At 71.6% G+C, this 23,773-nt stretch carries 21 protein-coding genes and 1 pseudogene; 10 read left to right on the forward strand and 12 right to left on the reverse strand.

Annotated features, from left to right (window positions below; genetic code table 11):
• Nucleotides 1-16: 16 nt before the first annotated feature.
• Both OG985_RS41205 and OG985_RS41210 read left to right on the forward strand, forming a co-directional pair.
• Nucleotides 17-490: pseudogene (locus OG985_RS41205) on the forward strand (ABC transporter permease); the annotation flags it as partial.
• Nucleotides 491-680: 190 nt separating this feature from the next.
• Nucleotides 681-1,196 (forward strand): hypothetical protein, encoded by a 516-nt coding sequence (locus OG985_RS41210; RefSeq protein ID WP_371673502.1) that lies wholly within the window; start codon nt 681-683, stop codon nt 1,194-1,196.
• Between the two features lie 27 nt (nt 1,197-1,223).
• Here the strand turns inward: OG985_RS41210 and hemC are convergent, their stop codons facing one another.
• The 5 genes from hemC to OG985_RS41235 all read right to left on the reverse strand — a co-directional run bounded on the left by hemC (nt 1,224) and on the right by OG985_RS41235 (nt 5,492).
• Nucleotides 1,224-2,159 (reverse strand): hydroxymethylbilane synthase, encoded by a 936-nt coding sequence (gene hemC / locus OG985_RS41215; RefSeq protein ID WP_371673503.1) that lies wholly within the window; start codon nt 2,157-2,159, stop codon nt 1,224-1,226.
• Between the two features lie 119 nt (nt 2,160-2,278).
• Nucleotides 2,279-2,554 carry a hypothetical protein gene (locus OG985_RS41220; protein WP_371673504.1) on the reverse strand — a complete coding sequence of 92 codons (276 nt, stop codon included), beginning with the start codon at nt 2,552-2,554 and terminating at the stop codon, nt 2,279-2,281.
• A 203-nt stretch (nt 2,555-2,757) separates the two neighbouring features.
• Entirely contained in the window at nt 2,758-3,537 is a 780-nt protein-coding gene (locus OG985_RS41225) for an NPP1 family protein (RefSeq protein WP_371673505.1), read from the reverse strand.
• A gap of 137 nt (nt 3,538-3,674) precedes the next feature.
• The gene (locus OG985_RS41230; protein ID WP_371673506.1) at nt 3,675-4,655 is read right to left on the reverse strand and encodes an ATP-dependent DNA ligase; all 981 of its coding nucleotides are present in this window, start codon (nt 4,653-4,655) and stop codon (nt 3,675-3,677) included.
• Between the two features lie 87 nt (nt 4,656-4,742).
• Nucleotides 4,743-5,492, reverse strand: a complete 750-nt coding sequence (locus OG985_RS41235; RefSeq protein WP_371673507.1) for an SDR family oxidoreductase — start codon at nt 5,490-5,492, stop codon at nt 4,743-4,745.
• Nucleotides 5,493-5,605: 113 nt separating this feature from the next.
• On the opposite strand from OG985_RS41235, the gene OG985_RS41240 reads away from it, so the two are divergent.
• Nucleotides 5,606-6,286, forward strand: a complete 681-nt coding sequence (locus tag OG985_RS41240) for a TetR/AcrR family transcriptional regulator (RefSeq protein WP_371673508.1) — start codon at nt 5,606-5,608, stop codon at nt 6,284-6,286.
• 411 nt (nt 6,287-6,697) lie between these two features.
• On the opposite strand, the gene OG985_RS41245 is transcribed toward OG985_RS41240, so the two are convergent.
• On the reverse strand, nt 6,698-8,179 hold the full coding sequence (locus OG985_RS41245) for an MFS transporter (RefSeq protein WP_371673509.1): 1,482 nt from the start codon (nt 8,177-8,179) through the stop codon (nt 6,698-6,700).
• A gap of 249 nt (nt 8,180-8,428) precedes the next feature.
• Between OG985_RS41245 and OG985_RS41250 the strand changes: the two genes are divergently transcribed.
• From OG985_RS41250 to OG985_RS41270, 5 genes are all read left to right on the forward strand, one after another.
• Nucleotides 8,429-9,079: a TetR/AcrR family transcriptional regulator gene (locus OG985_RS41250; RefSeq protein WP_371673510.1), complete on the forward strand. Its 651-nt coding sequence runs from the start codon at nt 8,429-8,431 to the stop codon at nt 9,077-9,079.
• A 262-nt stretch (nt 9,080-9,341) separates the two neighbouring features.
• The gene (locus tag OG985_RS41255) at nt 9,342-9,857 is read left to right on the forward strand and encodes a MarR family winged helix-turn-helix transcriptional regulator (RefSeq protein ID WP_371673511.1); all 516 of its coding nucleotides are present in this window, start codon (nt 9,342-9,344) and stop codon (nt 9,855-9,857) included.
• Between the two features lie 90 nt (nt 9,858-9,947).
• Nucleotides 9,948-10,343 carry a DoxX family protein gene (locus tag OG985_RS41260; RefSeq protein ID WP_371673512.1) on the forward strand — a complete coding sequence of 132 codons (396 nt, stop codon included), beginning with the start codon at nt 9,948-9,950 and terminating at the stop codon, nt 10,341-10,343.
• On the forward strand, nt 10,340-10,807 hold the full coding sequence (locus OG985_RS41265; RefSeq protein ID WP_371673514.1) for a peroxiredoxin: 468 nt from the start codon (nt 10,340-10,342) through the stop codon (nt 10,805-10,807). Before OG985_RS41260 ends, OG985_RS41265 begins: the two co-directional genes overlap by 4 nt.
• Before the next feature lie 64 nt (nt 10,808-10,871).
• Nucleotides 10,872-13,211, forward strand: coding sequence for a SpoIIE family protein phosphatase (locus OG985_RS41270; RefSeq protein WP_371673515.1), 2,340 nt, complete (start codon nt 10,872-10,874; stop codon nt 13,209-13,211).
• Between the two features lie 7 nt (nt 13,212-13,218).
• On the opposite strand, the gene OG985_RS41275 is transcribed toward OG985_RS41270, so the two are convergent.
• Entirely contained in the window at nt 13,219-13,653 is a 435-nt protein-coding gene (locus OG985_RS41275; protein WP_371673516.1) for a cupin domain-containing protein, read from the reverse strand.
• Between the two features lie 151 nt (nt 13,654-13,804).
• Complete coding sequence (locus OG985_RS41280) at nt 13,805-14,635, reverse strand: aldo/keto reductase (RefSeq protein ID WP_371673517.1); 831 nt, start codon at nt 14,633-14,635, stop codon at nt 13,805-13,807.
• Nucleotides 14,636-14,850: 215 nt separating this feature from the next.
• Between OG985_RS41280 and OG985_RS41285 the strand changes: the two genes are divergently transcribed.
• Entirely contained in the window at nt 14,851-15,825 is a 975-nt protein-coding gene (locus tag OG985_RS41285; protein ID WP_371673518.1) for a TauD/TfdA dioxygenase family protein, read from the forward strand.
• 9 nt (nt 15,826-15,834) lie between these two features.
• Here OG985_RS41285 and OG985_RS41290 read toward each other — a convergent pair whose 3' ends face one another.
• From OG985_RS41290 to OG985_RS41300, 3 genes are all read right to left on the reverse strand, one after another.
• Nucleotides 15,835-16,869, reverse strand: a complete 1,035-nt coding sequence (locus tag OG985_RS41290; protein WP_371673519.1) for an LLM class flavin-dependent oxidoreductase — start codon at nt 16,867-16,869, stop codon at nt 15,835-15,837.
• Between the two features lie 80 nt (nt 16,870-16,949).
• Nucleotides 16,950-18,452 (reverse strand): metallophosphoesterase, encoded by a 1,503-nt coding sequence (locus OG985_RS41295; RefSeq protein ID WP_371673520.1) that lies wholly within the window; start codon nt 18,450-18,452, stop codon nt 16,950-16,952.
• A gap of 228 nt (nt 18,453-18,680) precedes the next feature.
• Nucleotides 18,681-19,589, reverse strand: a complete 909-nt coding sequence (locus OG985_RS41300) for an MHYT domain-containing protein (RefSeq protein WP_371673521.1) — start codon at nt 19,587-19,589, stop codon at nt 18,681-18,683.
• Between the two features lie 416 nt (nt 19,590-20,005).
• Here OG985_RS41300 and OG985_RS41305 point away from each other — a divergent pair, with 416 nt between their 5' ends.
• On the forward strand, nt 20,006-22,405 hold the full coding sequence (locus OG985_RS41305; protein WP_371673522.1) for a M4 family metallopeptidase: 2,400 nt from the start codon (nt 20,006-20,008) through the stop codon (nt 22,403-22,405).
• Between the two features lie 82 nt (nt 22,406-22,487).
• On the opposite strand, the gene OG985_RS41310 is transcribed toward OG985_RS41305, so the two are convergent.
• Complete coding sequence (locus tag OG985_RS41310) at nt 22,488-23,672, reverse strand: glycoside hydrolase family 64 protein (RefSeq protein ID WP_371673523.1); 1,185 nt, start codon at nt 23,670-23,672, stop codon at nt 22,488-22,490.
• Between the last annotated feature and the right edge of the window lie 101 nt (nt 23,673-23,773).

A 23,773-nucleotide genomic window follows, 5' to 3' on the forward strand; every position in this document is an offset into this window, starting at 1 on the left:
CGCGCCGGGCGCTCCGCCGACTCCGCGGTCGGCCCTGATCACCGGCAAGGCGTTCGCGGCCGGGGTGAAGTCGCTGATCCAGGCCGTCGTCGTGATCGTCATCGCCGCGGTGCTCGGCGTGGCGCTGACCTGGAACCCGCTGAAGCTGCTCGGCGTGGGGGCGGTGGTGATCCTCGGGTCGGCCTTCTTCTCGTGTCTGTCGATGACCATCGCCGGCATCGTGCTCAGCCCCGACCGCCTGATGGGCTTCGGCCAGGCGATCACCATGCCGCTGTTCTTCGGCTCCAAAGCCTTGTCCCCGGTGTCGATCATGCGGGGCTGGCTCCAGGCGGTGAGCAGGTTCAACCCGCTGAGCTATCAGGTCGACGCCCTGCGCGGCCTTCTGGTCGGCACGCACGCCCACCTCGCGGCCGACTTCGGCGTCCTCGTCGTGGCCGCCGCGCTCGGCATCACGGCGGCCTCCTCGCTGCTGGGACGGCTGGCCCGCTGATCATGTTCCGGAACGTGATGTGCGGCACGCTCGCGGACACCGTTGTCGGGCCGGTCGGCGGATTCTTCCTGCGCACGGCTTGATCACCGATCACGTGGATGAATTCGCTGGCCACAGCGCATTCTGCTCATTTGACAGTGCGCTGAGCCCACAGATAGGAAGCAGCTCTCTGAGGTCGAAGAGGTGCACTGTGTACGAGCCGAACGTGGTCGGGGACTGGCAGGAGTACGACGAACATGCCGGTTTGCGTGTCCGCGTCCACCGTCTGGAAGCGGGCGATCCCCCGCGTGGACGGGACGACGCCGCCGAGGGACTCACCTATTTCAGTCTTCGGGTGACCGTCGAGAACCGCGGCAGCCGGCACTTCGGCATCCACCTGGAGGACGGTCAGATCGACGTACGGGTCGGGCCCGACGGCGAGAGCGCGTTCATCGACTGGCGCAACACGCAGTTCATCGAGGGCTTCGACGTCCACCCGCTGCGCCGCGCCACCGCCGTGCTGTACGCGGCCGGCCCGGAGGCGTCCCTGAGCCAGGTCGACGTCCAGATCCAGCTGCGTGTCGACGAGGAGTGGACCGACCGCCGGCTGTGGGCCGGCGGCATCGGCCTCGACGAGGGCCGCGCCCACTCCGGAGCGGGGCGGGACAGCCTCGCGCACCAGGTGAGCAACTTCCTGCGGGACCAGGCGGAGGAGGGCACCGCCTGACGGTCCGCCCCGGCCGGGGCCGGTGTCTCAGTGCGGGATGCCGTCGATGATCTCTCGGGCGCCCTGACGCAGCAGGGCCACGGCGACCGAGGTGCCCAGCGTGGCCGGGTCCAGCCGCCCCGCCCACTCGTGGGCGTTCAGCCGGGTCTTGCCGTCCGGGGTGAAGACGCAGGCCCGCAGGGACAGCTCCCCGGCGCGGTCCACCCGCGCGAACCCGGCGATCGGGCTGTTGCAGTGCCCCTGAAGGACGTGCAGGAACATGCGTTCCGCGGTCGCCTCCCGGTGGGTGTCGGGGTCGCCGAGCGCGCTGACGGTGTCGATGAGGTCGCGGTCGCCCTCGCGGCACTGGAGGGCGAGGATGCCCGCGCCGATCGGCGGCATCATCGTCTCGGGGGAGAGGATCTCGCTGATCACGTCCCGCCGGTCGATGCGCTCCAGGCCGGAGACCGCGAGCAGCAGGGCGTCCGCCTCTCCGGCCGCCAGCTTCTCCAGCCGCCGGTTGGCGTTGCCGCGGAAGGGCACGCACTGCAGCCGCGGGTGGCCGGCCGCCAGCTGGGCGACCCGGCGCACCGAGGAGGTGCCCACCCGGGTTCCGGCCGGCAGCTCGTCCAGGGTGAGCCCGTCGGGATGGATCAGGGCGTCGCGGATGTCGTCCCGCCGGAGGAACGCCGCGAACGTCGTACCCGCCGGGAGGGGCCGGTCGGCCGGCACGTCCTTGACGCAGTGGACCGCGAGATCGGCCTCCCCGGCCAGCAGCGCCGCGTCCACCTCCTTGGTGAACGCGCCCTTGCCCTCGACCAGGGACAGATCGCCCAGCCACTTGTCCCCGGTCGTCTTCACCGGCACCACCTCGGTGCGTACACCGGGATGCTGGACGGCCAACTCGGCGCGGACACGCTCCACTTGGGCGAGCGCCATGGGCGAGTCGCGGGAGACGATACGGATCAGTTCGGGCACGGACATGCGGACACGATAGACCGTCGGGGCGGTGCCTCCGTGCCGTTACGCCGACTTCGGGGCGGGTGGTCCCGGTCACTGCTACGGCGGTGTTCGCCCCTTCTCCCGCGCCTGGACGACCGCTCTCAGGCCAGGGGGGTGCTCAGCTCGACCGAGCGCAGCGCGGCGGCGAGTGCCCGGTCGTCACCGACGTCCAGGGCCGTGTCGGTGAGCTTGATGACGTGCTCGTCGCCGTGTGCGAGGGCCGCCACGCGGCGCGGATCGCCCAGTGCCTCCCGCCAGTTGTCGGCCGTGACGTCGGCCACGGCGGCGGGGAACTCCTCGAGTCTGGTGCGGTACCGGTCGAGCCACCCGTGTACCGCGTCGGCGTGGCCGCGGGCGGCGAGTGCCTCGACCACCATGGGCGCGTGGTTGGTGAGGCGTCCGAGGCGCTCCGGACCCGCCGAGTGCAGCCGTTCCAGGGCTTCTTCGAGCTGTCCGCCGGTGTCGCTGTGTCCATGGCCCGGACGCTACGCGGGGCGCGGCGTGCCGGGATCGGGCCCGGGGCGGAGCCCGCACGGGCCCCGGGTCGTACGCCCCGGGGCCCGGTCCATGCGCGCCGGTCTCAGGCGTTGGGGTCGAACGTGATGCCGGAGGGCTTGGCGGACGCGAGGTGGGAGGCGAAGTTGGCGTCCTTCAGGCCGAAGTTGGCGCTGCCGAAGTTGTAGGCGCTCAGCTTGTCGCGCAGGCCCGCCGGGTAGCCGTTCCAGCCGACCAGCGACGGATACTGCCAGGTGTGCTTGTGGTTCTCCGGCGGCTCGTCGTTGGTGTTCGCCAGCCGGAAGCAGTGCGTGCTGATGCCGTCCTTGTGGTACACGATCTTCGGGTGCGTGCCCTCGAAGCGGACTGTGGAGGCCGCGTGCACGCTGAACGAGCCGTGGTTGGAGGTCGACACGTACTGGACCTGGTCGTTCTGCACCCACACCACGACGTGTTCCCAGTCGTTGCGGTGTCCGCCCAGGCTGCTGCCCGCCACGGCCTGGTCCTTCTCGAAGTACAGCCCGTACATGTAGGCGCACCAGCCGTTGTTGCACTTGTAGCGCGAATAGCCGTTGGTGTTGTCGAGGTCCGAGGCGTCGTGGCAGCTGCCGTTGAGGGCGCCGGTCGGGTTGAGGCCGCCGTTGACGGTGCCGTCGGGGCCGATCGCCGGAGTGGGGTAGCAGCCGTCCGTGTCGTAGTCGTAGGCGGGCTGGTAGGTGTTCTCGCCGGCCTCGGCGTTGGCGGGCAGGGCCGTGGGCGGTGCCGCGAAGGCGGCGGTGGGGAAGGCGATGACGAGCGCGACGGCTCCGGTCAGTCCGGTGAGCCATCTTTTGCGGTGCGTTGAGGACGTCTTCGACGACGACACGGCGTGCTCCTTTGGGGCGCAGCCCAACGGCTGTGGGGGGCAAGGGAGTTCAGCTTCCCCGCTTTTCACTTCGGCGCCAAGGGTCCCGTGCGTCCCGGATATGAAGGGCAGCCCAACTGTTGGTTCCCGCTGCCGGGTCAGACGCTGTCGTCCGGGAGTTCGGCGGCCGACTCCTCGGGTGTGAGGTCCGTGCGCAGCCGTAGCCAGGACGGCTGGCGCAGCAGCCCGGCCCTGGTACGGGTGCTGTAGCGGACCTCGCCCACCAGCCGGGGCACGACCCAGTGCGCGTCGGCGGCCGGCGGGACGGGGTCGAAGGGGCAGGCGTCCGTCGCGGCGTCCCGCAGCAGTTCGGCGAGCCGGGTGCGTTCGGCATGGCTCCAGCCGGTGCCCACACTGCCGACGTACCGCAGGACCCCGGCGGCGCGCTGGCCGACCAGTACGGCGCCCGGCAGCCCGGTCAGCCGCCCCCTGCCCGGTAGCCAGCCGCCGACGACGACGTCCTCGCTGCGCATGTTGCGGATCTTGATCCAGGCCCGTGAGCGCACGCCCGGCTCGTACACCGAGTCCAGCCGCTTGCAGACCAGGCCCTCCAGACCGTGTTCGCGGGTGGCCCGCAGCGCCTGTTCGCCGTGCCCGACGAGTGCGGCGGGCGTGGACCAGAAAGGCCCCGCCAGGCCCAGTTCCTCCAACTGGCCGCGTCGTCGCGCGTAGCGCAGCGGGAGGAGGGAGCGCCGCCCGAGGTGGAGCACGTCGAACAGCACCAGGTGGGCGGGGACCTCCGCCGCCCGCCGCGCGGCTCTGCCGGGGGAGTGCGCGAGGCCCATCCGGGACTGGAGCAACTGGAAGTCGGCGCGGCCCTGTCGGTCCAGGGCGAGGATCTCCCCGTCGAGCACGGCGGGTGTGGCGCCCAGAGCGCCTCCCAGCGCGAGCAGTTCGGGGTACGCGGCGGTGATGTCCTCCCCGGACCGGGCGCGCAGTGTCACGGTGCCGTCCCCGGGCAGATAGACCACCGCCCGCTGGCCGTCCTGCTTGGTCTCGTAGGCCCAGCGGGCGTCCTCGGCGGCGGGCGGCAGGGAGCCGGGCGTGGCGAGCATGGGGGCGATCGGCGGGAGGGGCACGGCTCAGTTCTCGACGGCCCTGCCCGGCGGCACGCCCCGTTGCGGCTCATTTCGCCTGAACGGCGTCAACAAGAGGGTCGCGCCGCGTCAGACGATGCCGCCGTTGGCCCGCAGTACCTGCCCGTTGACCCAGTGGCCGGCCGGACTGACGAGGAAGGACACGACGGAGGCGATGTCCTCGGGCGTCCCCAGGCGCTCCAGCGGGGGCTGGGCGGCCAGGCGGGCGACGGTCTCCTCGTCCTTGCCGTCGAGGAACAGCTCGGTGGCCGTGGGGCCGGGGGCGACGGCGTTGACGGTCACGTCGCGTCCGCGCATCTCCCGGGCGAGGATCAGGGTCAGCGCCTCGACCGCGCCCTTGCTCGCGGCGTAGGCGCCGTAGCCGGGGAAGGCGAGACCGAGGACCGAGGTGGAGAAGTTGACGAGGGCTCCGCCCGGACGCGCTCGGCGGGCGGCCTGCTGGTCGACCACGAAGGTGCCGCGGATGTTGGTGCGGTACAGGGAGTCGAGTTCGCCGAGGTCGAGGTCTGCGACCGGGGACAGCGGCATCCGGCCGGCCGCGTGCACGACCGCGTCGACACCGCCGTAGGTGGCCTCCGCCAGGTCGAACACGGCGGCGACCTCGGTCTCGTCGGCGACGTCCGCGCGGGCGGCGACGGCGCTGCCGCCGGCGGCCTCGATGGTGCGCACGACGTCCTCTGCCGCGTCCTGGTTGCCCGCGTATCCGACGACGACGGCGAATCCGTCGGCGGCGAGCCGCTGGGCGACCTGGCGTCCGATGCCGCGCGATCCACCGGTCACGATCGCGACGCGCTGCTCTGCCGGGGGCTGAGTGGTCATGACTGCATCCTTTGTTAGCGGCGCTACGTTGAGTTCGTACTGACGATAACACGAGAGCGTATCGTCGGTATCCCCATTTCGTATCAGTGCTACGAATGGCGTACGGTGGACGCATGGATGCGCGGGAGAAGATCTTGGAAGCGGCCGCCGGACTGCTGGCGGAGGCGCCGGTCGCCGACGTCTCCACCCGTGCCGTGTGCGAGGCGGCCGGGGTCGGAGCGCCGATGCTGTACCGGCTCTTCGGCGACAAGGCGGGACTGCTGGCCGCGGTCGTCGACCGGGGGTTCGAGCAGTACCTCGTGTCCAAGCGGACCGCCCGCCCCGGCGACGACCCCGTCCAGGACCTGAAGAACGGCTGGGACAACCACACACGCTTCGCGCTGGAACACCCCAATCACTACCGGCTGATGTACTCGCCCGAACTGACCGCGCCGCCCGCCGCGGCCCAGGAGGCGCACGCCCTGCTGCACGGCATCCTCGAACGCTGCGCGGCCGCGGGACGCCTGACCGTCCCGCCCGCCCTCGCCACCCGGATGATCATGTCCGCGAACGTCGGGGCGGCGCTGTCCCTGCTCACCAGACCGGAGCAGTACCCCGACCCGGGCTTCTCCGCCCGGTTGCGCGACGCCGTGATCGACGCGCTGACCCGCCCCGCCGAACCCCGGGAACAGGACGGCATCCCCGTCGCGGCCGCCACCCTCGCGGCCCGTCTGCGGGCCGTGCCGCCGCCGGCCTTCACCGCGGTGGAGTCGGCCCTTCTGCAGCAGTGGCTGGACAAGCTGTCCGAGGGCTGACGGCTCCGTCGCGCGTGGCCGGCCGCGGGGCCCGCACCAGCGCCGACTGGTAAGCCACGACGACCAGTTGGGCCCGATCGCGGGCACCCAGCTTGGTCGTCGGCGAGCAGCACGCGGATGGTCATGGCGTCCGTTCTTGGGGCACCGAGGTGTCGGAGTACAGGGGAAGCCGAGTGGTGACCTCGCAGCCGCCCTCGGGACGGTGTCCCGCCCGCACGGCGCCGCCCACGGACCGGGCGCGCTCACGCATGCCGATCGGACCGAAGCGCCCGCCGGGCGCGCGCGACCCGGGGGCGGCCCGGGTGCCGTCGTCGGTGACGGTGATCGTGGACTCGCGGGAGTCCCGCCCGACGACGGTGACCCGGTGGCCGCGGGACCGGGTTCCGGTCCCGCGGCCACCGGGTCACGGGCTCAGTGAGCCGAGGGCGCGTCGGCGGTCGCCTCCGCGCCCGTGGGCGCGGCCGCGGCTGTCACGGCGGTGCGCTGACGCGGGATGAACGAGGCCACGCCGCAGGCGAGCAGAGCCGCCCCGGCGCCGAGGGCCATCACCGTCTTGAAGCCGTTCTCCGAGGGCAGGGCGAAGCCGCCGAAGTCGACGGTCATCTGCGACAGGATGACGCCGGCGATCGCGCTGGCCACCGAGGTGCCGATGGAGCGCATCAGGGTGTTGAGGCTGTTCGCGGCGGCCGTCTCGCTCGCCGGTACGGCGCCCATGATCAGGGCGGGCATCGAGCCGTAGGTGAAGCCGATGCCGGCGCCGATCACACAGGAGACCACGACCAGATGCCACACCTCGGACATCAGCACGATGTTGATCCCGTAGCCGGCGGCGACGATCAGCGCGCCGATCATCAGTGTGACCTTGGGACCCCTGGCCTTGGAGACGGCCGCGGAGATCGGGGCGGTGGCCATCATGACCAGGCCGGACGGCGCCATGACGAGGCCGGCGGTCAGCAGCGACCTGCCCAGACCGTAGCCGGTCTGCGCGGGCAGTTGCAGCAGCTGCGGCAGGACCAGGGACATCGCGAACATCGAGAAGCCGATCGCGATCGAGGCGAGGTTCGTGACCAGCACCTGGCGGCGGGCGGTGGTGCGCAGGTCGACCAGTGGCTGGCTGGTGCGCAGCTCGAAGACACCCCAGACGACGAGCACGAGCACGGCCGCGGCGAACAGTCCGAGGGTGGTGCCGCTGGTCCAGCCCCAGTCCGCGCCCTTGGAGACGGCCAGCAGCAGGCACACCAGCCCGGTCGCCATGCCGACGGCGCCGACCACGTCGAAGCGGCCCCCGCTGCGGACCGGCGACTCGGGCACGATCAGCAGGACCAGGACGAAGGCGATCACGCCCATCGCCGCCGAGCTCCAGAACAGCATGTGCCAGTCGAAGTGGTCGGCGATCAGCGCGGCGGTGGGCAGACCGAGGGCCCCGCCGACACCGAGGGAGGCACTCATCAGCGCGGTGGCGCCGGCCAGCCGTTCCGCGGGCAGTTCGTCGCGCATGATGCTGATGCCCAGCGGGATGACACCGGATGCCATGCCCTGCAGAGCCCGGCCGACGACCATGGGAACCAGGGCGTCGCTGAGGGCGCACACCACGGAGCCGGTGACCAGCAGGACGACGCTGACCAGCAGCATGCGGCGCTTGCCGAACATGTCGCCGAGGCGGCCCACGACGGGGGTCGCGACCGCGCCGGCCAGCAGGGTCGCCGTCACCGCCCAGGCGGTGTCGGAGGCCGGGGCGTCGAGCAGCTTGGGCAGCTCGGGCACGATCGGGATGACCAGGGTCTGCATCAGCGCGACGACGATTCCGGCGAAGGCCAGCACCGCCACCACGGCATTCGGCCGTGGCGGGGAGCCGCTCCCGGCGTCGCCGGGTCGGGCAAGGGTGTCGGACATGAAGGGGCCTCCGGGTGTGGTGGTGACAGGCCGAACTCGCGACGGGAGACTGAACTCGACCGGAGTTAAGTCAGATGCTTGACTTACATTAGTGCCTCGGCCTGCCCGGCCGTGCGGCGATCACCGGTTCCGAGGAGGGCACGTGCCACCGAGCGAGGTCAGGGCCCCGGGCCGCCCGCACGGACGGGTGCGGGGCCGCATGGGACCGGCCGGCACACAGGTGTGTGCAGTCCCGGTGCGGTGGTGGGATTGACCGGCAGGGCGGTGCGGGCGGAGCAGGCGAGTGCGACCCGGGAACTGATCCTGACCGCGGCGGAGCGGCTGTTCGCGGAGCGCGGCGTGTACGCGGTGTCCAACCGCCAGGTGAGCGAGGCGGCGGGACAGGGCAACAACGCGGCCGTCGGCTACCACTTCGGCACCAAGGCCGACCTGGTCCGCGCGATCGTCCGCAAGCACGCGACCCGGATCGAGGAGATCCGCGCCCGGCTGGTGGCCGGTGTCGGCGACTCCACGGACGTACGCGACTGGGTGGACTGCCTGGTCCGTCCCGTCCCCGAACATCTCGCCGCCCTCGGCGGCCCCACCTGGTACGCCCGTTTCTGCGCCCAGGTGATGACCGACCCGGCGCTCCACCGCATCATGACGGAGGAGTCGCTCACCTCCCCGTCGCTGCGGCGGATCATCGACGGGCTCGACCGCTGCCTGCCCGAACTGCCCCCCGAGGTCCGCGCCGAACGCGGTGAGCTGGTCCGTCACCTGATCGTCCACATGCCCGCCGAGCGCGAACGCGCGCTGGCGGGTGACACCCCCACGGCGCACCGCACCTGGCGCGACGCGGCGGCGGGCCTCGCGGACGCGGTCCTCGGCATGTGGACGGCGCCTGTCACATCCGGCGGGTGACGACGGCAGGGCGGCGCACCCGCCGGCCGGAGGCGTCCGGCGTCATCGGGACCGCGTCGGCGACCAGCGTGGCGAGCGGGAATTCGCAACGCCTGCGGCGCGGGGTGTGGCCCGGGATGTATGTGCCCTTGCCGGAGGCAGGGGGCTGCGGGGCAGGTGGGAGGACCGCTCGCCCGGTGTGCCTGCCTCGCTGCGTAGTACATGGCTTACACGCACGGAGTACTTTACTTGAGTTACGCAACAAGATGGTAAAGTGGGTCGCATGTCCACGTCACCGCTGCCCGATGTTCCCGCGTCCCCCGAAGTCGTCGAGATCGAACGCGCCCTGACCCGGATCACCTATCTGAGCACGCGTGCCCGGCAGCACGACCGGCTGATGGCCCTGGCAGGTGTGCCGCTCGACCGCGCCGCCGTGGCGCTGCTGCGGCAGATCGCCGACTCCGAGCCGCTGCGCCCGGGGGAGCTGGCCAACCGGCTGGGAGTGGAGGCGTCCCACGTCACCCGTACCGTGCAGCAGCTGCAGAAGTCCGGTTACGTCACCCGTGTCCCCGACCCCGAGGACCGCCGCGCCCAGCGCGTGCAGCTCACCGACTCCGGGCAGCAGGCCGTCGACCGGGTCCGTGACGCCGGCTCGCGCGGCATGATGCTGGCCCTGGCCGACTGGTCGCCGGAGGAGCTGCGGCAGCTCGCCACGCTCTTCCACCGCATGGTCGACGACTTCCTCTCCCACGCGGAGGACGGAGCCGAACAGGCCGCCGCCCCCGCGGGTACCGCCTGACCCGCCGTACCCCGCTCGGCGGCGACGCGGTGGTCACCCACGCAACTACCGTCCAGTAATATCGCGCGGCAGGTCACCAGAGGAGGAACCGTGTCCCGGTCCGAACGCTCGCCCCTGCTGCTCGCCGGCCTTTTGGCCACCGCGGGTGTCGCCCACTTCGCCTCGCCACGTCAGTTCGACCAGACCGTTCCCCGGTCCCTGCCGGGCTCGCCCAGGGCGTGGACGTACGCCAGCGGCGCCGTCGAACTGGCGCTCGCCGCGGGCCTGGCGCTGCCGCGCACCCGGAAGGTCACCGCGCTGACCGCCGCCGCCTTCTTCGTCGGCGTGTTCCCCGCCAACGTCAAGATGGCCGTGGACTGGCGGCACCGGCCCACACCGCTGAAGGCCGCGGCCGTCGGACGGCTGCCGTTGCAGGTGCCGCTCGTGCTGTGGGCCCGCAGCGTCGCCCGGAACGCCGCCGCCGCGAACGCGCAGGGACGGTCATGAGCGGGCGGGTGGAGGTCGGCGACACGGTCGAGGACTTCTCGCTGCCCGACGAGACCGGCACCGGCCGCAGTCTGTCCGAGCTCCTCGCCGAAGGGCCGGTCGTGCTGTTCTTCTACCCGGCTGCCCTGACGGCGGGCTGCACCGCGGAGGCCTGTCACTTCCGCGACCTCGCCGCCGAGTTCGCCGCGGTCGGCGCGCGCCCCGTCGGTGTCAGCGGGGACGCCGTCGAGCGCCAGCAGGAGTTCGCCGGACAGCACAACCTCGGCATACCGCTGCTGTCCGACGCCGACGGCGCGGTCCGTGAGCGGTTCGGCGTGAAGCGGGGCTTCTCCCTGGCACCGACCAAGCGGGTCACCTTCGTGATCGCGCAGGACCGGACGGTCCTCGAGGTCGTCCGCAGCGAACTGCGGATGAACACGCACGCCGACCGGGCCCTCGCCGCCCTGCGAGCCCACCGGAAGTGACCCGCGGGCACCGAAGGCCGCACCGCGGTTGATGCGGTGCGGCAAAAGGACCATTCTGGACGATATGGAGCACGTCTCCGCTGCGGCGGTCATCGATGGCCGGGGCATGGTGACGGGGTGGAGCGAGGGTGCCCGGCAGCTGACGGGATACGCGGCAGAGGAGGCCGTGGGGCGGGCGGCGCGGGAACTGCTCGCCCATGACCCGTCTCCGGACGTCCTGGCGGCGCTGGAGGGCGCCGTCGTGCTGCGGCACCAGGACGGATCCCCCGTCCCGGTCACCCTGAAAGCCTGCGCGGTGCTGGGCCGGGACGACGAGCCGGGTGGATACGTGGTCACCACCGAACGCCCGCGCGAAGCGGCACCCGCCCTGGGCGCGCGGGCCTTCGAGCAGGCCTCCATGTCGATGTCGATCTTTGACACCGAGCAGCGCTATCTGCGCCTTAACGATGTGGCCTGCCGGGTGATGGGCGTGCCGGAGGAGACCCTGCTCGGCAGGCCCTTCCCGGAGACCGTCGAGGACGCCGAGCACAGCCGCGGCTTCCTGAGCAACCTGCGCCAGGTGGCCGAGACGGGCCGGCCCGTCCACTACGAGAGCTTCACCGGCGCGCCCTCCAGCAACCGCGAGCACGCCTGGAACATCGAGATGTGGCCGGTACGCGACGACACCGGAGACGTGGCCGGGGTCGCGCTGGCGGCGTTCGACAGCAGCGGGCAGTACTGGGCCCGGCAGCGTCTGGCGCTGCTCAACGAGGCGGCGGCCGCCATCGGCACCAGCCTGGACGTGGTGCGCACCGCCGAGGAACTCGTGGAACTGCTGGTGCCCCGGTACGCCGACTTCGCCAGCGTGGACCTGCTCGACTGGGTCCTGGGCGCCGACGAACCCCCGCCCGTCCCGGCGGACGGCGAGATCGTCCTGCGGCGCGTCGCCCACGGCTCCGCCACCGAGGGCACACCGGAGGCCGCCGTGCACCTGGGCGAGGCGGACGTCTACCCGGTGTTCTCGCCGCCCGCCAAGGCCCTGCTCCAGGGACGGGCGGTGCTCGGCCAGGCGGGCGAGCCCGACTTCATGCGCTGGGTCGCCGAGCGCAACGCGAAAGCCCCCGCGGGCCGCTCCTACCGCACCGGTGTGCACTCGATGCTCGCGGTGCCGTTGCGGGCCCGCGGCACCACCCTCGGCGTCGCGGTGGGCGTCCGCATCGCCCACCCGGACGCCTACGTCGCGGACGACACCGTCCTGGCCGAGGAACTCGCCAGCCGCGCAGCCGTCTGCGTGGACAACGCCCGCCGCTTCGCCCGTGAGCGGACCACCGCGCTGGCCCTGCAGCACAGCCTGCTGCCGCGGGGACTGCCCGGACAGGCGGCGGTCGAGGTGGCCCACCGCTACCTGCCCAGCGGATCCCTCGCGGGCATCGGCGGCGACTGGTTCGACGTCATCCCGCTGTCCGGCAGCCGCGTCGCCCTGGTCGTCGGCGACGTGGTGGGACACGGCATCCCGTCCTCGGCGACCATGGGACGGCTCTGCACGGCCGTCCGCACCCTCGCCGACGTGGATTTGCCGCCGGACGAACTCCTCACCCACCTCGACGACCTGGTCACCCACCTGGCGGCGTACGAGAACGGCGAGGACGTCGCCGAACTGGGCGCCACCTGTCTCTACGCCGTCTACGACCCGGTGGCCCGTCGCCTCACCCTCGCCGCGGCGGGCCATCCGGCACCGGCCCTCGTCCTGCCCGACGGCACCGCGCGACTCGTCGCCATGACCCCCGGCCCGCCGCTGGGCGTGGGCGGACTGCCCTTCGAGGCGACGGAACTCGAACTTCCCGAAGGCGCCGTCGTCGCCCTCTACACGGACGGCCTGATCGAGGACCGTGACCGCGACGTGGACCGCGCCACCGACGAACTGTGCCGCTCGCTGACCGCGCCCGCGGAGTCGCTGGACGCGCTGTGCGACACGGTCCTGAAGGCCGTACTGCCAGAGGAGCCCAGCGACGACGTGGCCCTGCTGCTGGCCCGTACCCGGGTGCTGGGCGCCGACCGGGTCGCCACCTGGGACGTGGCACCGGACCCCGCCGACGTGGCCCCCACCCGGCAGGCCGCCACCGAGCGACTGACCGCGTGGGGGCTGGACGAGGCCGCCTTCGTCACCGAACTCGTCGTCAGCGAGCTGGTCACCAACGCGATCCGGTACGGCGAACCGCCCATCCAGCTACGGCTGATCCGGGACCGCACCCTCATCTGCGAGGTGTCCGACGGCAGTTCCACCTCACCGCACCTGCGCCGCGCCCACGCCTTCGACGAGGGAGGGCGCGGCCTGCTTCTGGTCGCCCAGCTCACCCAGCGGTGGGGCAGCCGTCAGACGGGGCGCGGCAAGACGATCTGGGCCGAGCAGACACTGCCGGACTGACCGCCGGTCACTGGAACGGGCACCCGGGGTTCGGCGCGTCCTCGGAGAACGGCGCCCCGTGGGGCAGCACGTAGAGCACGTCCAGGACGAGCGGTGTGGAGCCCAGGTTGCGGCCGATGTGGATGTTGCCCGGACCGGCCGGCTCCTGGACGGTGCTGCCCTTGCGGTAGACGCCGTCGGACGCGCAGCCGGAGTCGAAGTGGCTCAGCGTGCCCTGCCGCACGAGGGCGTAGAGGGGGCCGTCGTGGTAGTGCCAGCCGGTGCTCTGCCCGGGCGGCACCGTGATCTCCCGGACGACGTAGTCGGTGTCGCCCACCGTGGTCAGGCTGATCAGCCGGGCGCTGACGCCCGGGCCGGGCGGGGTCGCGTGGGCGGTGCCGCCGACGAGGACGGTGACGGCTGCGACCATCCCGGTGAGGGTGGTGCGGAGCGCGTGGCGCATGCGTGGGCCTCCTGCTGCTGGAGCGGGCCGGTCGAGGACGTGCCGCAGCGAACATAGGGGCAGGGGAGGCCGGTTGTGGGCTCAATCGCCATTTCGGCGGGTCCCCTGCCCCGCCCCCGCCGCCGGGCCCCGCACTCGCGCACCACCGCTGTCAGAACTCCTCGTGCACCTCAGGGTCCCCGCCGATGCGCTGGTGGTCCCGGTCGGCGACGGCCCGCATCTGGGCCGGGCCCAGTTCGAAACCGAAGATGTCGAGGTTCTCGCGCTGCCGGTCCGGGTCCGCCGACTTCGGGATGGGGATCGCACCGAGCTGGACGTGCCAGCGGAGCACGACCTGGCCGGGTGTCACGCCGTGCGCCTCCGCGACGGTGACGACGACGGGGTCCTCGAGCAGCCGCGTGCCGCGGCCCAGCGGGCTCCAGCTCTCGGTGCGGATGCCCTTGGCGGTGTGGAAGGCGCGCAGCTCGCTCTGCGGGAAGAAGGGGTGCAACTCGATCTGGTTGACGGAGGGCAGGACCCCGGTCTCCTTCTCCAGCCGCTCGATGTGCCCGGCGGTGAAGTTCGAGACGCCGATCGACCGCACGAGACCGTCCTCGCGCAGCTTGATCATCGCCCTCCACGAGTCGACGTACCTGCCGACGCGGGGGAGGGGCCAGTGGATGAGGTACAGGTCGACGTAGTCCAGACCGAGCCGGCGGCGGGACTCCTCGAAGGACGCGAGGGTCTCCTCGTAGCCGTGGTGCCGGCCCGGCAGCTTCGTCGTCACCACCACCTCCTCCCGCGGGACCCCGCTGCGCGCCACGCCGAGGCCGACACCGGTCTCGTTGCGGTAGTTCGTCGCCGTGTCGACAAGGCGGTATCCCAGCTCCAGGGCACCGCGCACCGCCGGTTCCGCCTGCGCGTCGTCCATCGGCCAGGTGCCCAGACCGATGGCGGGGATCGTCGTACCGTCGTTCAGCGTGTGCGTCGGGATGGTGGCCACGGTCGCGCCTTTCTTTGACTGTGTCGTACAGCCAGTATGGGAGTTCACGCGGCACGAGCCCCACCGGGCACGCGGAGGCCGCCCGGCCGAACGCGGGACAGGACGCTGTCGCCGCATACCGCGAGACGCTGTCGCCACGCGCCGCGATCACTGACACGATCTTCCGTGGCGCCGGCCCGGACCGGTGCCGCGGCGGACGGACGAACGGAGCGCGTATGACGACGGACAGGGCCACGGCGGGTGAGTCGGCACAGCCTGCCGCGGGGATCGAGGTGAAGCCGGTCGCCGGCCACATCGGCGCCGAGATCACGGGCGTCGACCTGGCCGACGGCCCGGACGACGCCCAGGTCGCGGCGATCAGGGCCGCGGTGCTGCGCTGGAAGGTGGTGTTCTTCCGCGGCCAGCGGCTCGATCACGCCGGGCATGTCGCGTTCGCCCGCCGGTTCGGCGAGCCCGTCGTCCTGCGCCGCCGGGGCAGCGCCTCACCGCCGGACTTCCCGGAGATCGAGACCACCGCCGACCGGCTGGAACTCGGCGGCAGGTTCGGCATGGACCACGACGAATGGCTGCGCCGCCGGCGCCACACGCTGCTCCGCGGCTGGCACTGTGACCACGGCGCCCGCGTCGACCCGCCCGCCGCGACGATCCTGCGCGCCGAGACCGTTCCGCCCTACGGCGGCGACACCACCTGGTCCAACCTGGCGGCCGCCTACGCCGGGCTCTCCGGCCCGGTGCGCGCGTTCGTCGACGGGCTGCGGGCCGAGCACCGGCTGGGCGTCGGTTACCAGCCGCGGCCCGGCGACGACGCGTACGTCCGTCACCTGCTGGACCACCAGATCGCCACCCTGCACCCGCTGGTCCGGGTCCACCCGGAGACGGGCGAGCGCGTGCTCTACGTCAACGGCTACTACGTCGAGCAGATCGCCGACGTCTCCCGGGCGGAGAGCGCGGCGATCCTGGACCTGCTCCTCGAGCAGGCGACGCGGCCGGAGTACACCGTCCGGTTCCGCTGGGAACCGGGCAGCGTGGCCTTCTGGGACAACCGGGCCACCATCCACCTGGCCCCCTCCGACAACGCCCACCTCGGCCCCCGCACCATGCACCGGGTGATGCTCACCGGCGACGTGCCGGTGGGGGCGGACGGCAGGCCCTCGCAGGCGCTCGTCGGCAGCGAGCCGGGACGCTGGTGACGGTCCCGTTCAGCCGGCCGGCTGCCAGCCCAGCGCCGGGCCGAGCCGGGTGGCCATGTCGGTGAGGATCTGGACGTAGTCCTCGTGCCCGAAGGTGAACGGCAGCGCGAAGGCGACCTCGTCGACCTCACGGAACGCGGCGTGCGCGTGCAGCCGTTCGACGAGTTCCTCCGAGGTGCCCACCAGGTCCGGCGCGAACATCAGCCGTGCCGGGCCCTGCGGTGACGCGGTGCGCGGAGCGCGCTTGGCGGCGTACTCCTCGTACTTCGCGCGTTGCGCGGGTGAGGCGGAGTCGGTGGGGATGACGACCAGGCCCTGGGAGACGCGGGCGGCCTCGCCGTCGGGGTGGTGGGCGCGGAAGGCACGGATGTGCGACAGCTGGATGCCGGCGAAGTCCGCGGGGCCCGCCGTCTCCTGCCCTTCCGCCTTGACGACGCTGCTGGTCAGGAAGTTCATGGCGTTCTCGCCCGCCCAGCGCGCGGAACCGAGGCTGCCGCCGCCGTACCACAGGCGGCCGCCCAGCCCCGGGGAGTGCGGCTGCACCCGCTCCGAGAACACCTCGAAGCCCTCGACGCCCTGGAAGCCGGTGACCGGCTTGCCGCGGACGCCGTCCAGCAGCCGCCCCACCCGCGTGTAGCCGAAGTCCTCGGTCTCGGCCGTGTCCGGGTACAGGGCGCCCTTGACCTGGTCGTAGTGCATCGGCGGGCCGACGCTGACCCCCGGGTTGAGCCGGCCCCCGCTCAGGATGTCGACGGTCGCCAGGTCCTCGGCCAGCCGCAGCGGGTTCTCCCAGCCCAGCGGGATGACGGCGGTACCCAGTTCGATGCGGTGGGTGCGCTGCGAGGCGGCGGCGAGCACGGCGACCGGGGACGAGATGCCGTACTGGAGGTGGCGGTGGCGGACCCACGCGCTGTCGAAGCCGAGCCGCTCGCCCAGCTCGATGATCTCCAGCGTGGACTCGTGTCCCCGGCGCGGATCGGCTTCGTCGAAGAGACCGATGGTGAGGAAGCCCAGCTTGCGCAACGGGCGTGAGGTCGGGGACACGCGCTCCTCCATCGTCCACGGCGCACTTGGCCGTACACCGGTCTGTTCGATTGTCGCAGGCGGCCGCCGTGGGGGACGGGTCAGGTCAGGGGGATGACGACCTCGTCCTCGACCGGCGGTTCGACCTCCTGAGCGCGGTTGCCGGTGGCCGCGTAGCAGCGCAGCCGGATGGCCTCGGGGGTGACGTCCAGGCGCAGGAAGCACTTGAAGAACGGCGGACTGTACGTCGCCGAACTGGGCGAGAACAGCTGCGTGTAGATCTTGCGCACGGGCAGCCGCAGCCGCGAGGTGCGGTCGGGGCGGCCGCCCGCGCCCAGGAGGCTCGCCACCAGCCGGGTGCGTCGCGTGACGCGGGCGGGTTCGCCCGGGGAGCGGGTCGGCGGGATGCCGAGGCGTTCGGCGATCACGGCCGTCGCCTCGGCCTCGCTGAGCTCGAAGAAGCGGCGCAGGCGCAGTCGGCGCCCGTAGAGCCTGCTGTAGAAGGCGAGGGAGTCACCGCGCAGGGGGTAACAGCGGAAGTCCTGCTCGGTGACGTCCGCGACGCCGATGCGCGGGATGGTGTGGGTGGCGTGCATGAACGCACCACCGCCCCCCGCGACCACGTACTGGAGGGTGCGGCCGTCCACCTGGACCGGGTAGCGCTGGTAGTTGTGGATGTCACCGCCTATCGCCGCGACGTAGTGGTGGGCGGGGTCGCGCACGAGGTCGTCGACCGTGCCGCCCCCCTCGATGGGGCACGGGTGGCGTTCGCCGTCCACGTACAGCGGCGAGCCGGTGACGAGGATCTTGGGGCGGGGGCCCTGGGAGACCTCGCGCAGCCATGCCCCCTGCTCGGCGTCGACGGTGCCGAGCAGGCCCGTGTCGATGCCGATGACGCGCACGGGGCCGGCGTCGATCGCCCAGTAGGGGCCGGGCTGAGCGGCCTGTTGGGCCGGTGCGGACCGCAACTTCCGCGCGGTGCCGAGGTGTTCGCCGTCGTGCGGGCGAGGCCGGTGCCACAGCAGTGACCGGAGCCAGGCCCGGGTGAGGGGCCGTGGTGCGGGTTCCGGGGGGAGGGGAGGCGTGGCGTCGCAGAAGACGCGCATGAAGGCGCCGAGGTCCTCGTACCAGTCGTGGTTGCCCGGTATCGCGTAGATGGGGGCCCGGTAGTCCTGGTAGGGGCGGAAGAACTTCGTGGCGTAGTCGTCGGCGCTGCCGACCGGGTAGATCACGTCGCTGGCGAGGACGGCGAAGTCCGTGTCCTGACCGACTTTCAGGAAGCCGGGGACGACGGCGTACTGAGGGTCGTCGCCCTCGCCGGTGTCGCCGATGACCATGAAGGAGAACCGGTCCGGATCGTCGCGCCGGATCACCTTGTCGGCCGGTGCCCCGGCGGCCGCCCGCTGGGCCACCCATCTGCCGCGGGTCCGGCCGGTGGGGTCTCCGAACCAGGAGGCCAGTACGCCGTTGCGGGCGGCCCACAGCATCTTCGGGTCGAGCCACGAGATCTTCTCGACCTTACGCGGCATGAGCTGCTGGTAGTCACCGCGTTCTGCGGCGCCCCAGCCGGCGCCTTCGGCGGTATCGCGTGAGGAGTCAGACACCGGTGCACCGTAACAATGACCCGGACCGGGGCCCGAAGGGGGAGTGCGGCGCCCCGCGGACCTCAATGACGCTCCGGGGCAGGGGCGTTGCCGGCTCCTCGACATCCCGCGCCCCACATCCCGGCGCCCCGACTTCCCGGGCCCTCACATCCCGGCGCCCCGAGGTTCCCGCCCGCACCGGACGCAACCCCGCGACTGCCGGGCGACGCCCGACCGGCTGACGTCCCGTCACTCGCGCGTGCGCCGCGGGACCTCGTACGGATCCCGCCGGGACCAGGTCGGGTCGGCGGGAGCGTCCTTGGGGGAGCCGGGGTGTTCGGCGGAACCTCGGCGTGGCGCACGGGTCGCGGCGGTGACGGCGGAGGCGGTCCGCCGGGGTGCGGGCTGCCCGTTCCATCCGGCGTCGCCCATGACGAGAAGGGGGTCGAACATGACGACCACGCCGGCCAGCAGCAGGAAGACCACCGGCCCGAGGAGCATCGGCAGCAGCAGCGAGGTGGGCGATTCACCGGCCCAGGACGCGCCGACGGTGTCGTGCACATGGACGGTGACGGCCTCCATGGCCGTGTAGTGCATCCCCGACACGGCCACGCCCATCACCAGGCTGGCCCCGAGGCTCGCCAGGAAGCCCCGGATCGAGACCGCGGCCCACAGCGCGGCGGTCGCGGCGACGATCGCGATCACCACGGAGAGTGCGACGGCGGGCGAGGCGTACCGGATGTCGCCGTCCAGCCGCATCGCCCCCATGCCCAGGTAGTGCATCGCGGCGACACCCAGGCCGGTGACGGTTCCCGCGGCGGACAGCGTGGCGGTGGTGGCGCCCCGGTACCCCACGGCGAAGACGCCGATGCCGACCACGACGACGGCCACCACCAGGCTCAGTACGGTGAGCCCGACGTGGTAGCCGATCCGGGTCTCCTCGACCTGGAAGCCGATCATGGCGACGAAGTGCATGGTCCAGATGCCGCAGCCGATCGACGCGGCCCCGAGTGCGAGCCAACCCGGCTTCCACGACTGATCGTTGTGCAGCGACCGGACGACGCAGCGCAGCCCCAGGGCCCCTCCCAGACAGGCCATCAGATACGCCGCCACCGGAGTGACCGCGCCGTACCGAAACCCGTCGACCGTGCCGTCCATAAGCCAACTCCCCCCGAGTAATGGCCTTTTGTGAGGCCCTGTCTACGGGGTGGGGACTTGGTGAAGCAAGCCTTACCGGCGGTAGCCCGGCCCTCCGTCGTCCGCCGCCGGCTCTCCGCGCACCCGCGTCACCACAGGGAACGGACAGGTGGCTCACAGGGTGATGCGATGCGGCGGTCGCGACCGCATGGGGTACCGAGGGAAATCCCTAGAAGCCCCCAGGAGGTGATGACATGCCCTGGACAAGCCTGTCAGTCTCCCTCCCAACTGCCGTGCACAAGTGCCAACTGCGCGGCAGGACAAGCAGTTTCCCCTCACACAGCTCGGTCCCGCACACCTCGGCTCGTCCCGGACAGCACACCCGTCTGCCCGGTCTGTCAACGACCGACCCATCGGTCGCAGCAGTAGGAGAACGAGTGAGACCCAACCCCCGCAAGCGGATTGCTGCCGGAGCAGCCCTGCTCTCCACCGCCGCCCTCCTGGCCGTCGGCATCCAGACGGTCCCGGCGGCCGCGCAGCCCGCAGCCCCCCACCCCAGTCCCCTGCGTGCCGGCGCCCTGCCCGCCGACATCACGCCCGCGCAGCGCACCGCACTGGTCAAGAGCGCCGCGGCGAAGACGACGCGGACGGCCCGCACCCTCGGCCTGGGCGCCAAGGAGAAGCTGGTCGTCAAGGACGTCGTGAAGGACAACGACGGTACCGTGCACACCCGCTACGAGCGCACCTACGCCGGTCTCCCCGTGCTCGGCGGCGACCTGGTCGTGCACACACCGCCCGCCTCCCGGGCCTCCGGCACGGTGAGCACCACCTTCAACGGCAAGCGCACCGTCAAGGTGGCCTCCACCACGGCGACCTACTCCAAGTCCGCCGCGCAGACGAAGGCGTTGAAGGCGGCCAGGGCGCTGGACGCCGAGCAGCCCGCCGCCGACAGCGCCCGCAAGGTGATCTGGGCCGGCAGCGGCACCCCGAAGCTGGCCTGGGAGACGGTGGTCAGCGGCTTCCAGGACGACGGCACGCCGAGCAAGCTGCACGTCGTCACCGACGCCGTCACCGGCGCGAAGCTCTCCCAGTTCGAGGGCGTCCAGACGGGCACGGGCAACAGCCAGTACAGCGGCACGGTCACCATCGGCACCACGCTGTCCGGCTCGACGTACCAGCTGAACGACACCACGCGCGGCACGCACAAGACGTACAGCCTGAGCAACGGCACGTCCGGCACCGGCACCCTGATGACGGACGCCGACGACACGTGGGGCACCGGCTCCGGCTCCAACACCCAGACCGCCGGCGTCGACGCCCACTACGGCGCCCAGGTGACGTGGGACTTCTACAAGAACACCTTCGGGCGCAGCGGCATCAAGAACGACGGCGTCGCCGCCTACTCCCGCGTCCACTACAGCACGGCGTACGTCAACGCCTTCTGGGACGACGACTGCTTCTGCATGACCTACGGCGACGGCACCAGCAGCACGCACGCGCTGACCTCGCTGGACGTCGCGGGCCACGAGATGAGCCACGGCGTCACCTCCAACACCGCGGGCCTGAACTACACGGGTGAGTCGGGCGGTCTGAACGAGGCCACCTCCGACATCTTCGGCACGGGTGTGGAGTTCTACGCCAACAACTCCTCCGACGTGGGCGACTACCTCATCGGCGAGAAGATCGACATCAACGGCGACGGCACGCCGCTGCGGTACATGGACGAGCCCGACAAGGACGGCGGCTCCGCCGACAGCTGGTACTCCGGCGTCGGCAACCTCGACGTCCACTACTCCTCGGGCCCGGCGAACCACATGTTCTACCTGCTCTCCGAGGGCAGCGGCAGCAAGACCATCAACGGCGTCACCTACAACAGCCCCACCTCCGACGGGGTCGCCGTCGCGGGCATAGGCCGGGCCGCCGCCCTGCAGATCTGGTACAAGGCGCTGACGACGTACATGACGTCCAGCACCAACTACGCCGGTGCGCGCACCGCCGCGCTGAACGCCGCCGCGGCACTGTACGGCACCAGCTCCAGCCAGTACGCGGGTGTCGGCAACGCCTTCGCCGGCATCAACGTGGGCAGCCACATCACGGTCCCGTCGACGGGCGTCACGGTCACCAACCCGGGCAGCCAGTCGTCCACCGTCGGCACCGCGGTGAGCCTCCAGGTCTCGGCGAGCAGCACCAACAGCGGGTCGCTGACGTACGCGGCGACCGGTCTGCCCGCCGGACTGTCGATCAACAGCTCCACCGGCGTGATCTCCGGCACCCCGACGACGGCCGGCAGCTCCAGCGCCACCGTCACGGTCACCGACAGCACCGGCGCGACCGGCACCGCCTCCTTCACCTGGACGGTGAGCTCCAGCGGAGGCGGCGGCACCTGCACCGCGGCGCAGCTGCTGGGCAACGCCGGCTTCGAGTCGGGCAACACCACCTGGACGGCGTCCAGCGGAGTCATCACCAACTCCAGCAGCCAGGCGGCGCACGGCGGTTCCTACAAGGCCTGGCTCGACGGCTACGGCTCGACCCACACCGACACGCTGACCCAGTCCGTGGCCATCCCGTCGGGCTGCAAGGCGAGTCTCACCTTCTACCTGCACATCGACAGTGCGGAGACCACCACCAGCACCGCCTACGACAAGCTGACGGTCACCGCCGGATCGACCACGCTGGCGACCTACTCCAACCTCAACAAGGCCACGGGGTACACCCAGAAGACCTTCGATCTCTCCTCGTTCGCCGGATCCACCGTCGCCCTGAAGTTCAGCGGCGTCGAGGACTCCTCGCTCCAGACCAGCTTCGTCGTGGACGACACCGCCCTGACGACCAGCTGATCCCGCACCTCTGAACGGCAGCCCCGCACGCGAGTTCCGCTTCGCGTGCGGGGCTGACACGTTCGTGTGCGGGCCTTTCGTATCAGTTGAACGGGTCGAGGGTCAGATACGCCTGCCGGGGAGCACCGTCGTGGACGAGCGACTCGTGGTTGCCGACGTCGTCGAACGCGAAGGCGTACGCCTTGCCGTCGGCCATCTGCGCGTGGATCTTGCGGGCGTAGTGGTTGGTCACCGTGTCCTGGTAGAAGCCCGCGTCCGTGGCGTCGGGCTGGTTGGGGTTCGCCAGGAGCGTGGACCGGTTGTAGCCCGCGCAGAGGGTGCGGGAGATCGGGCCGCGCACCTGGTCGTTGGGGGCGTCCAGCAGTTTGTGGCAGCCGAAGATGCTGTCCGCGTCCGGCTTCTGGAAGCTGGTGACGACCGCGCCGGCGCTGTTGGTGAAGTTCATGACGTTGCCGGAGACCCGGCCGTAGTACCTGGTGTTCGGCTGGTCGCCGAAGGGCGTGACCGTCAGTGTCGCGGTCGTGTACTTCTGCCAGACGCGGTTGACGTAGTCGTCCATCACGGAAGCCGGAAGCGCCCCGCTCTCCAGGCCGTGTCCGGGTGACAGTGCCCGCAGCACGGTGCCGTCGGAGCGGGTCTGAATCAGGTTGGCCCAGCCGCCCGGCTGTCCGCGCAGGGCGTTGAAGAACCCGTTGTATCCGCCCGCCTTGAGGTGCCCGGTGTTGACGGTGCTGCCGTCGGCGCGCTGCACGCCGACCGCGTAGGGCGCGGAGAACATGTCCACCTGGGTGCTGTTGAGCCACAGTCCGGAGTCGTTGAGCGTGTATTCGGACCAGTTGAAGAGGATGTTGCGGTTCGGGTCGGTCGGGTTCTGCACGGCCGGCTGCACCAGGCCGCCGGTGGTCAGTCTGAACACCAGCTTCTGACCGTACGAGAAGTAGATCCTGCCCGAGAACTTGGGGACCTGGATCGTTTTGGACTGCCCGGCCGCCGGCCCGGGGATGGACGCGTCGGGTGCGGGCGTGGGTGGGTTGCCGCCGGCGGGCCATGCGTGGAACGTGCCGTTCGCGTCGGCCCAGCCCTGCTGGCCGGTCGTCAGCAGGGTGCCGAGGTTGTAGACGTAGACGGCGTCACCGCGCCCGGAACTGTTGGTGATCTTCAGCGGGACGGTGTCGGGGACGGCCGCCTGGGCCGGGGGCCCGAGGCTGAGGAGCGCGCCTATGAGGGCGACGGCTCCGACGAGTCTGAGGGTGATCCTTGCGAGCACTCTCCACCTCCGTGCGGGGTAGGCCTGTGGGGTTGGTCCGTACCATGCTGAGAGCGCTCTCAAAGTCGCATCGAGGTGTGCTCATGTCAACAAGGTGAACA

This window comes from Streptomyces sp. NBC_00289 (assembly GCF_041435115.1).
In the GTDB taxonomy this organism is placed as follows: Bacteria; Actinomycetota; Actinomycetes; order Streptomycetales; family Streptomycetaceae; genus Streptomyces.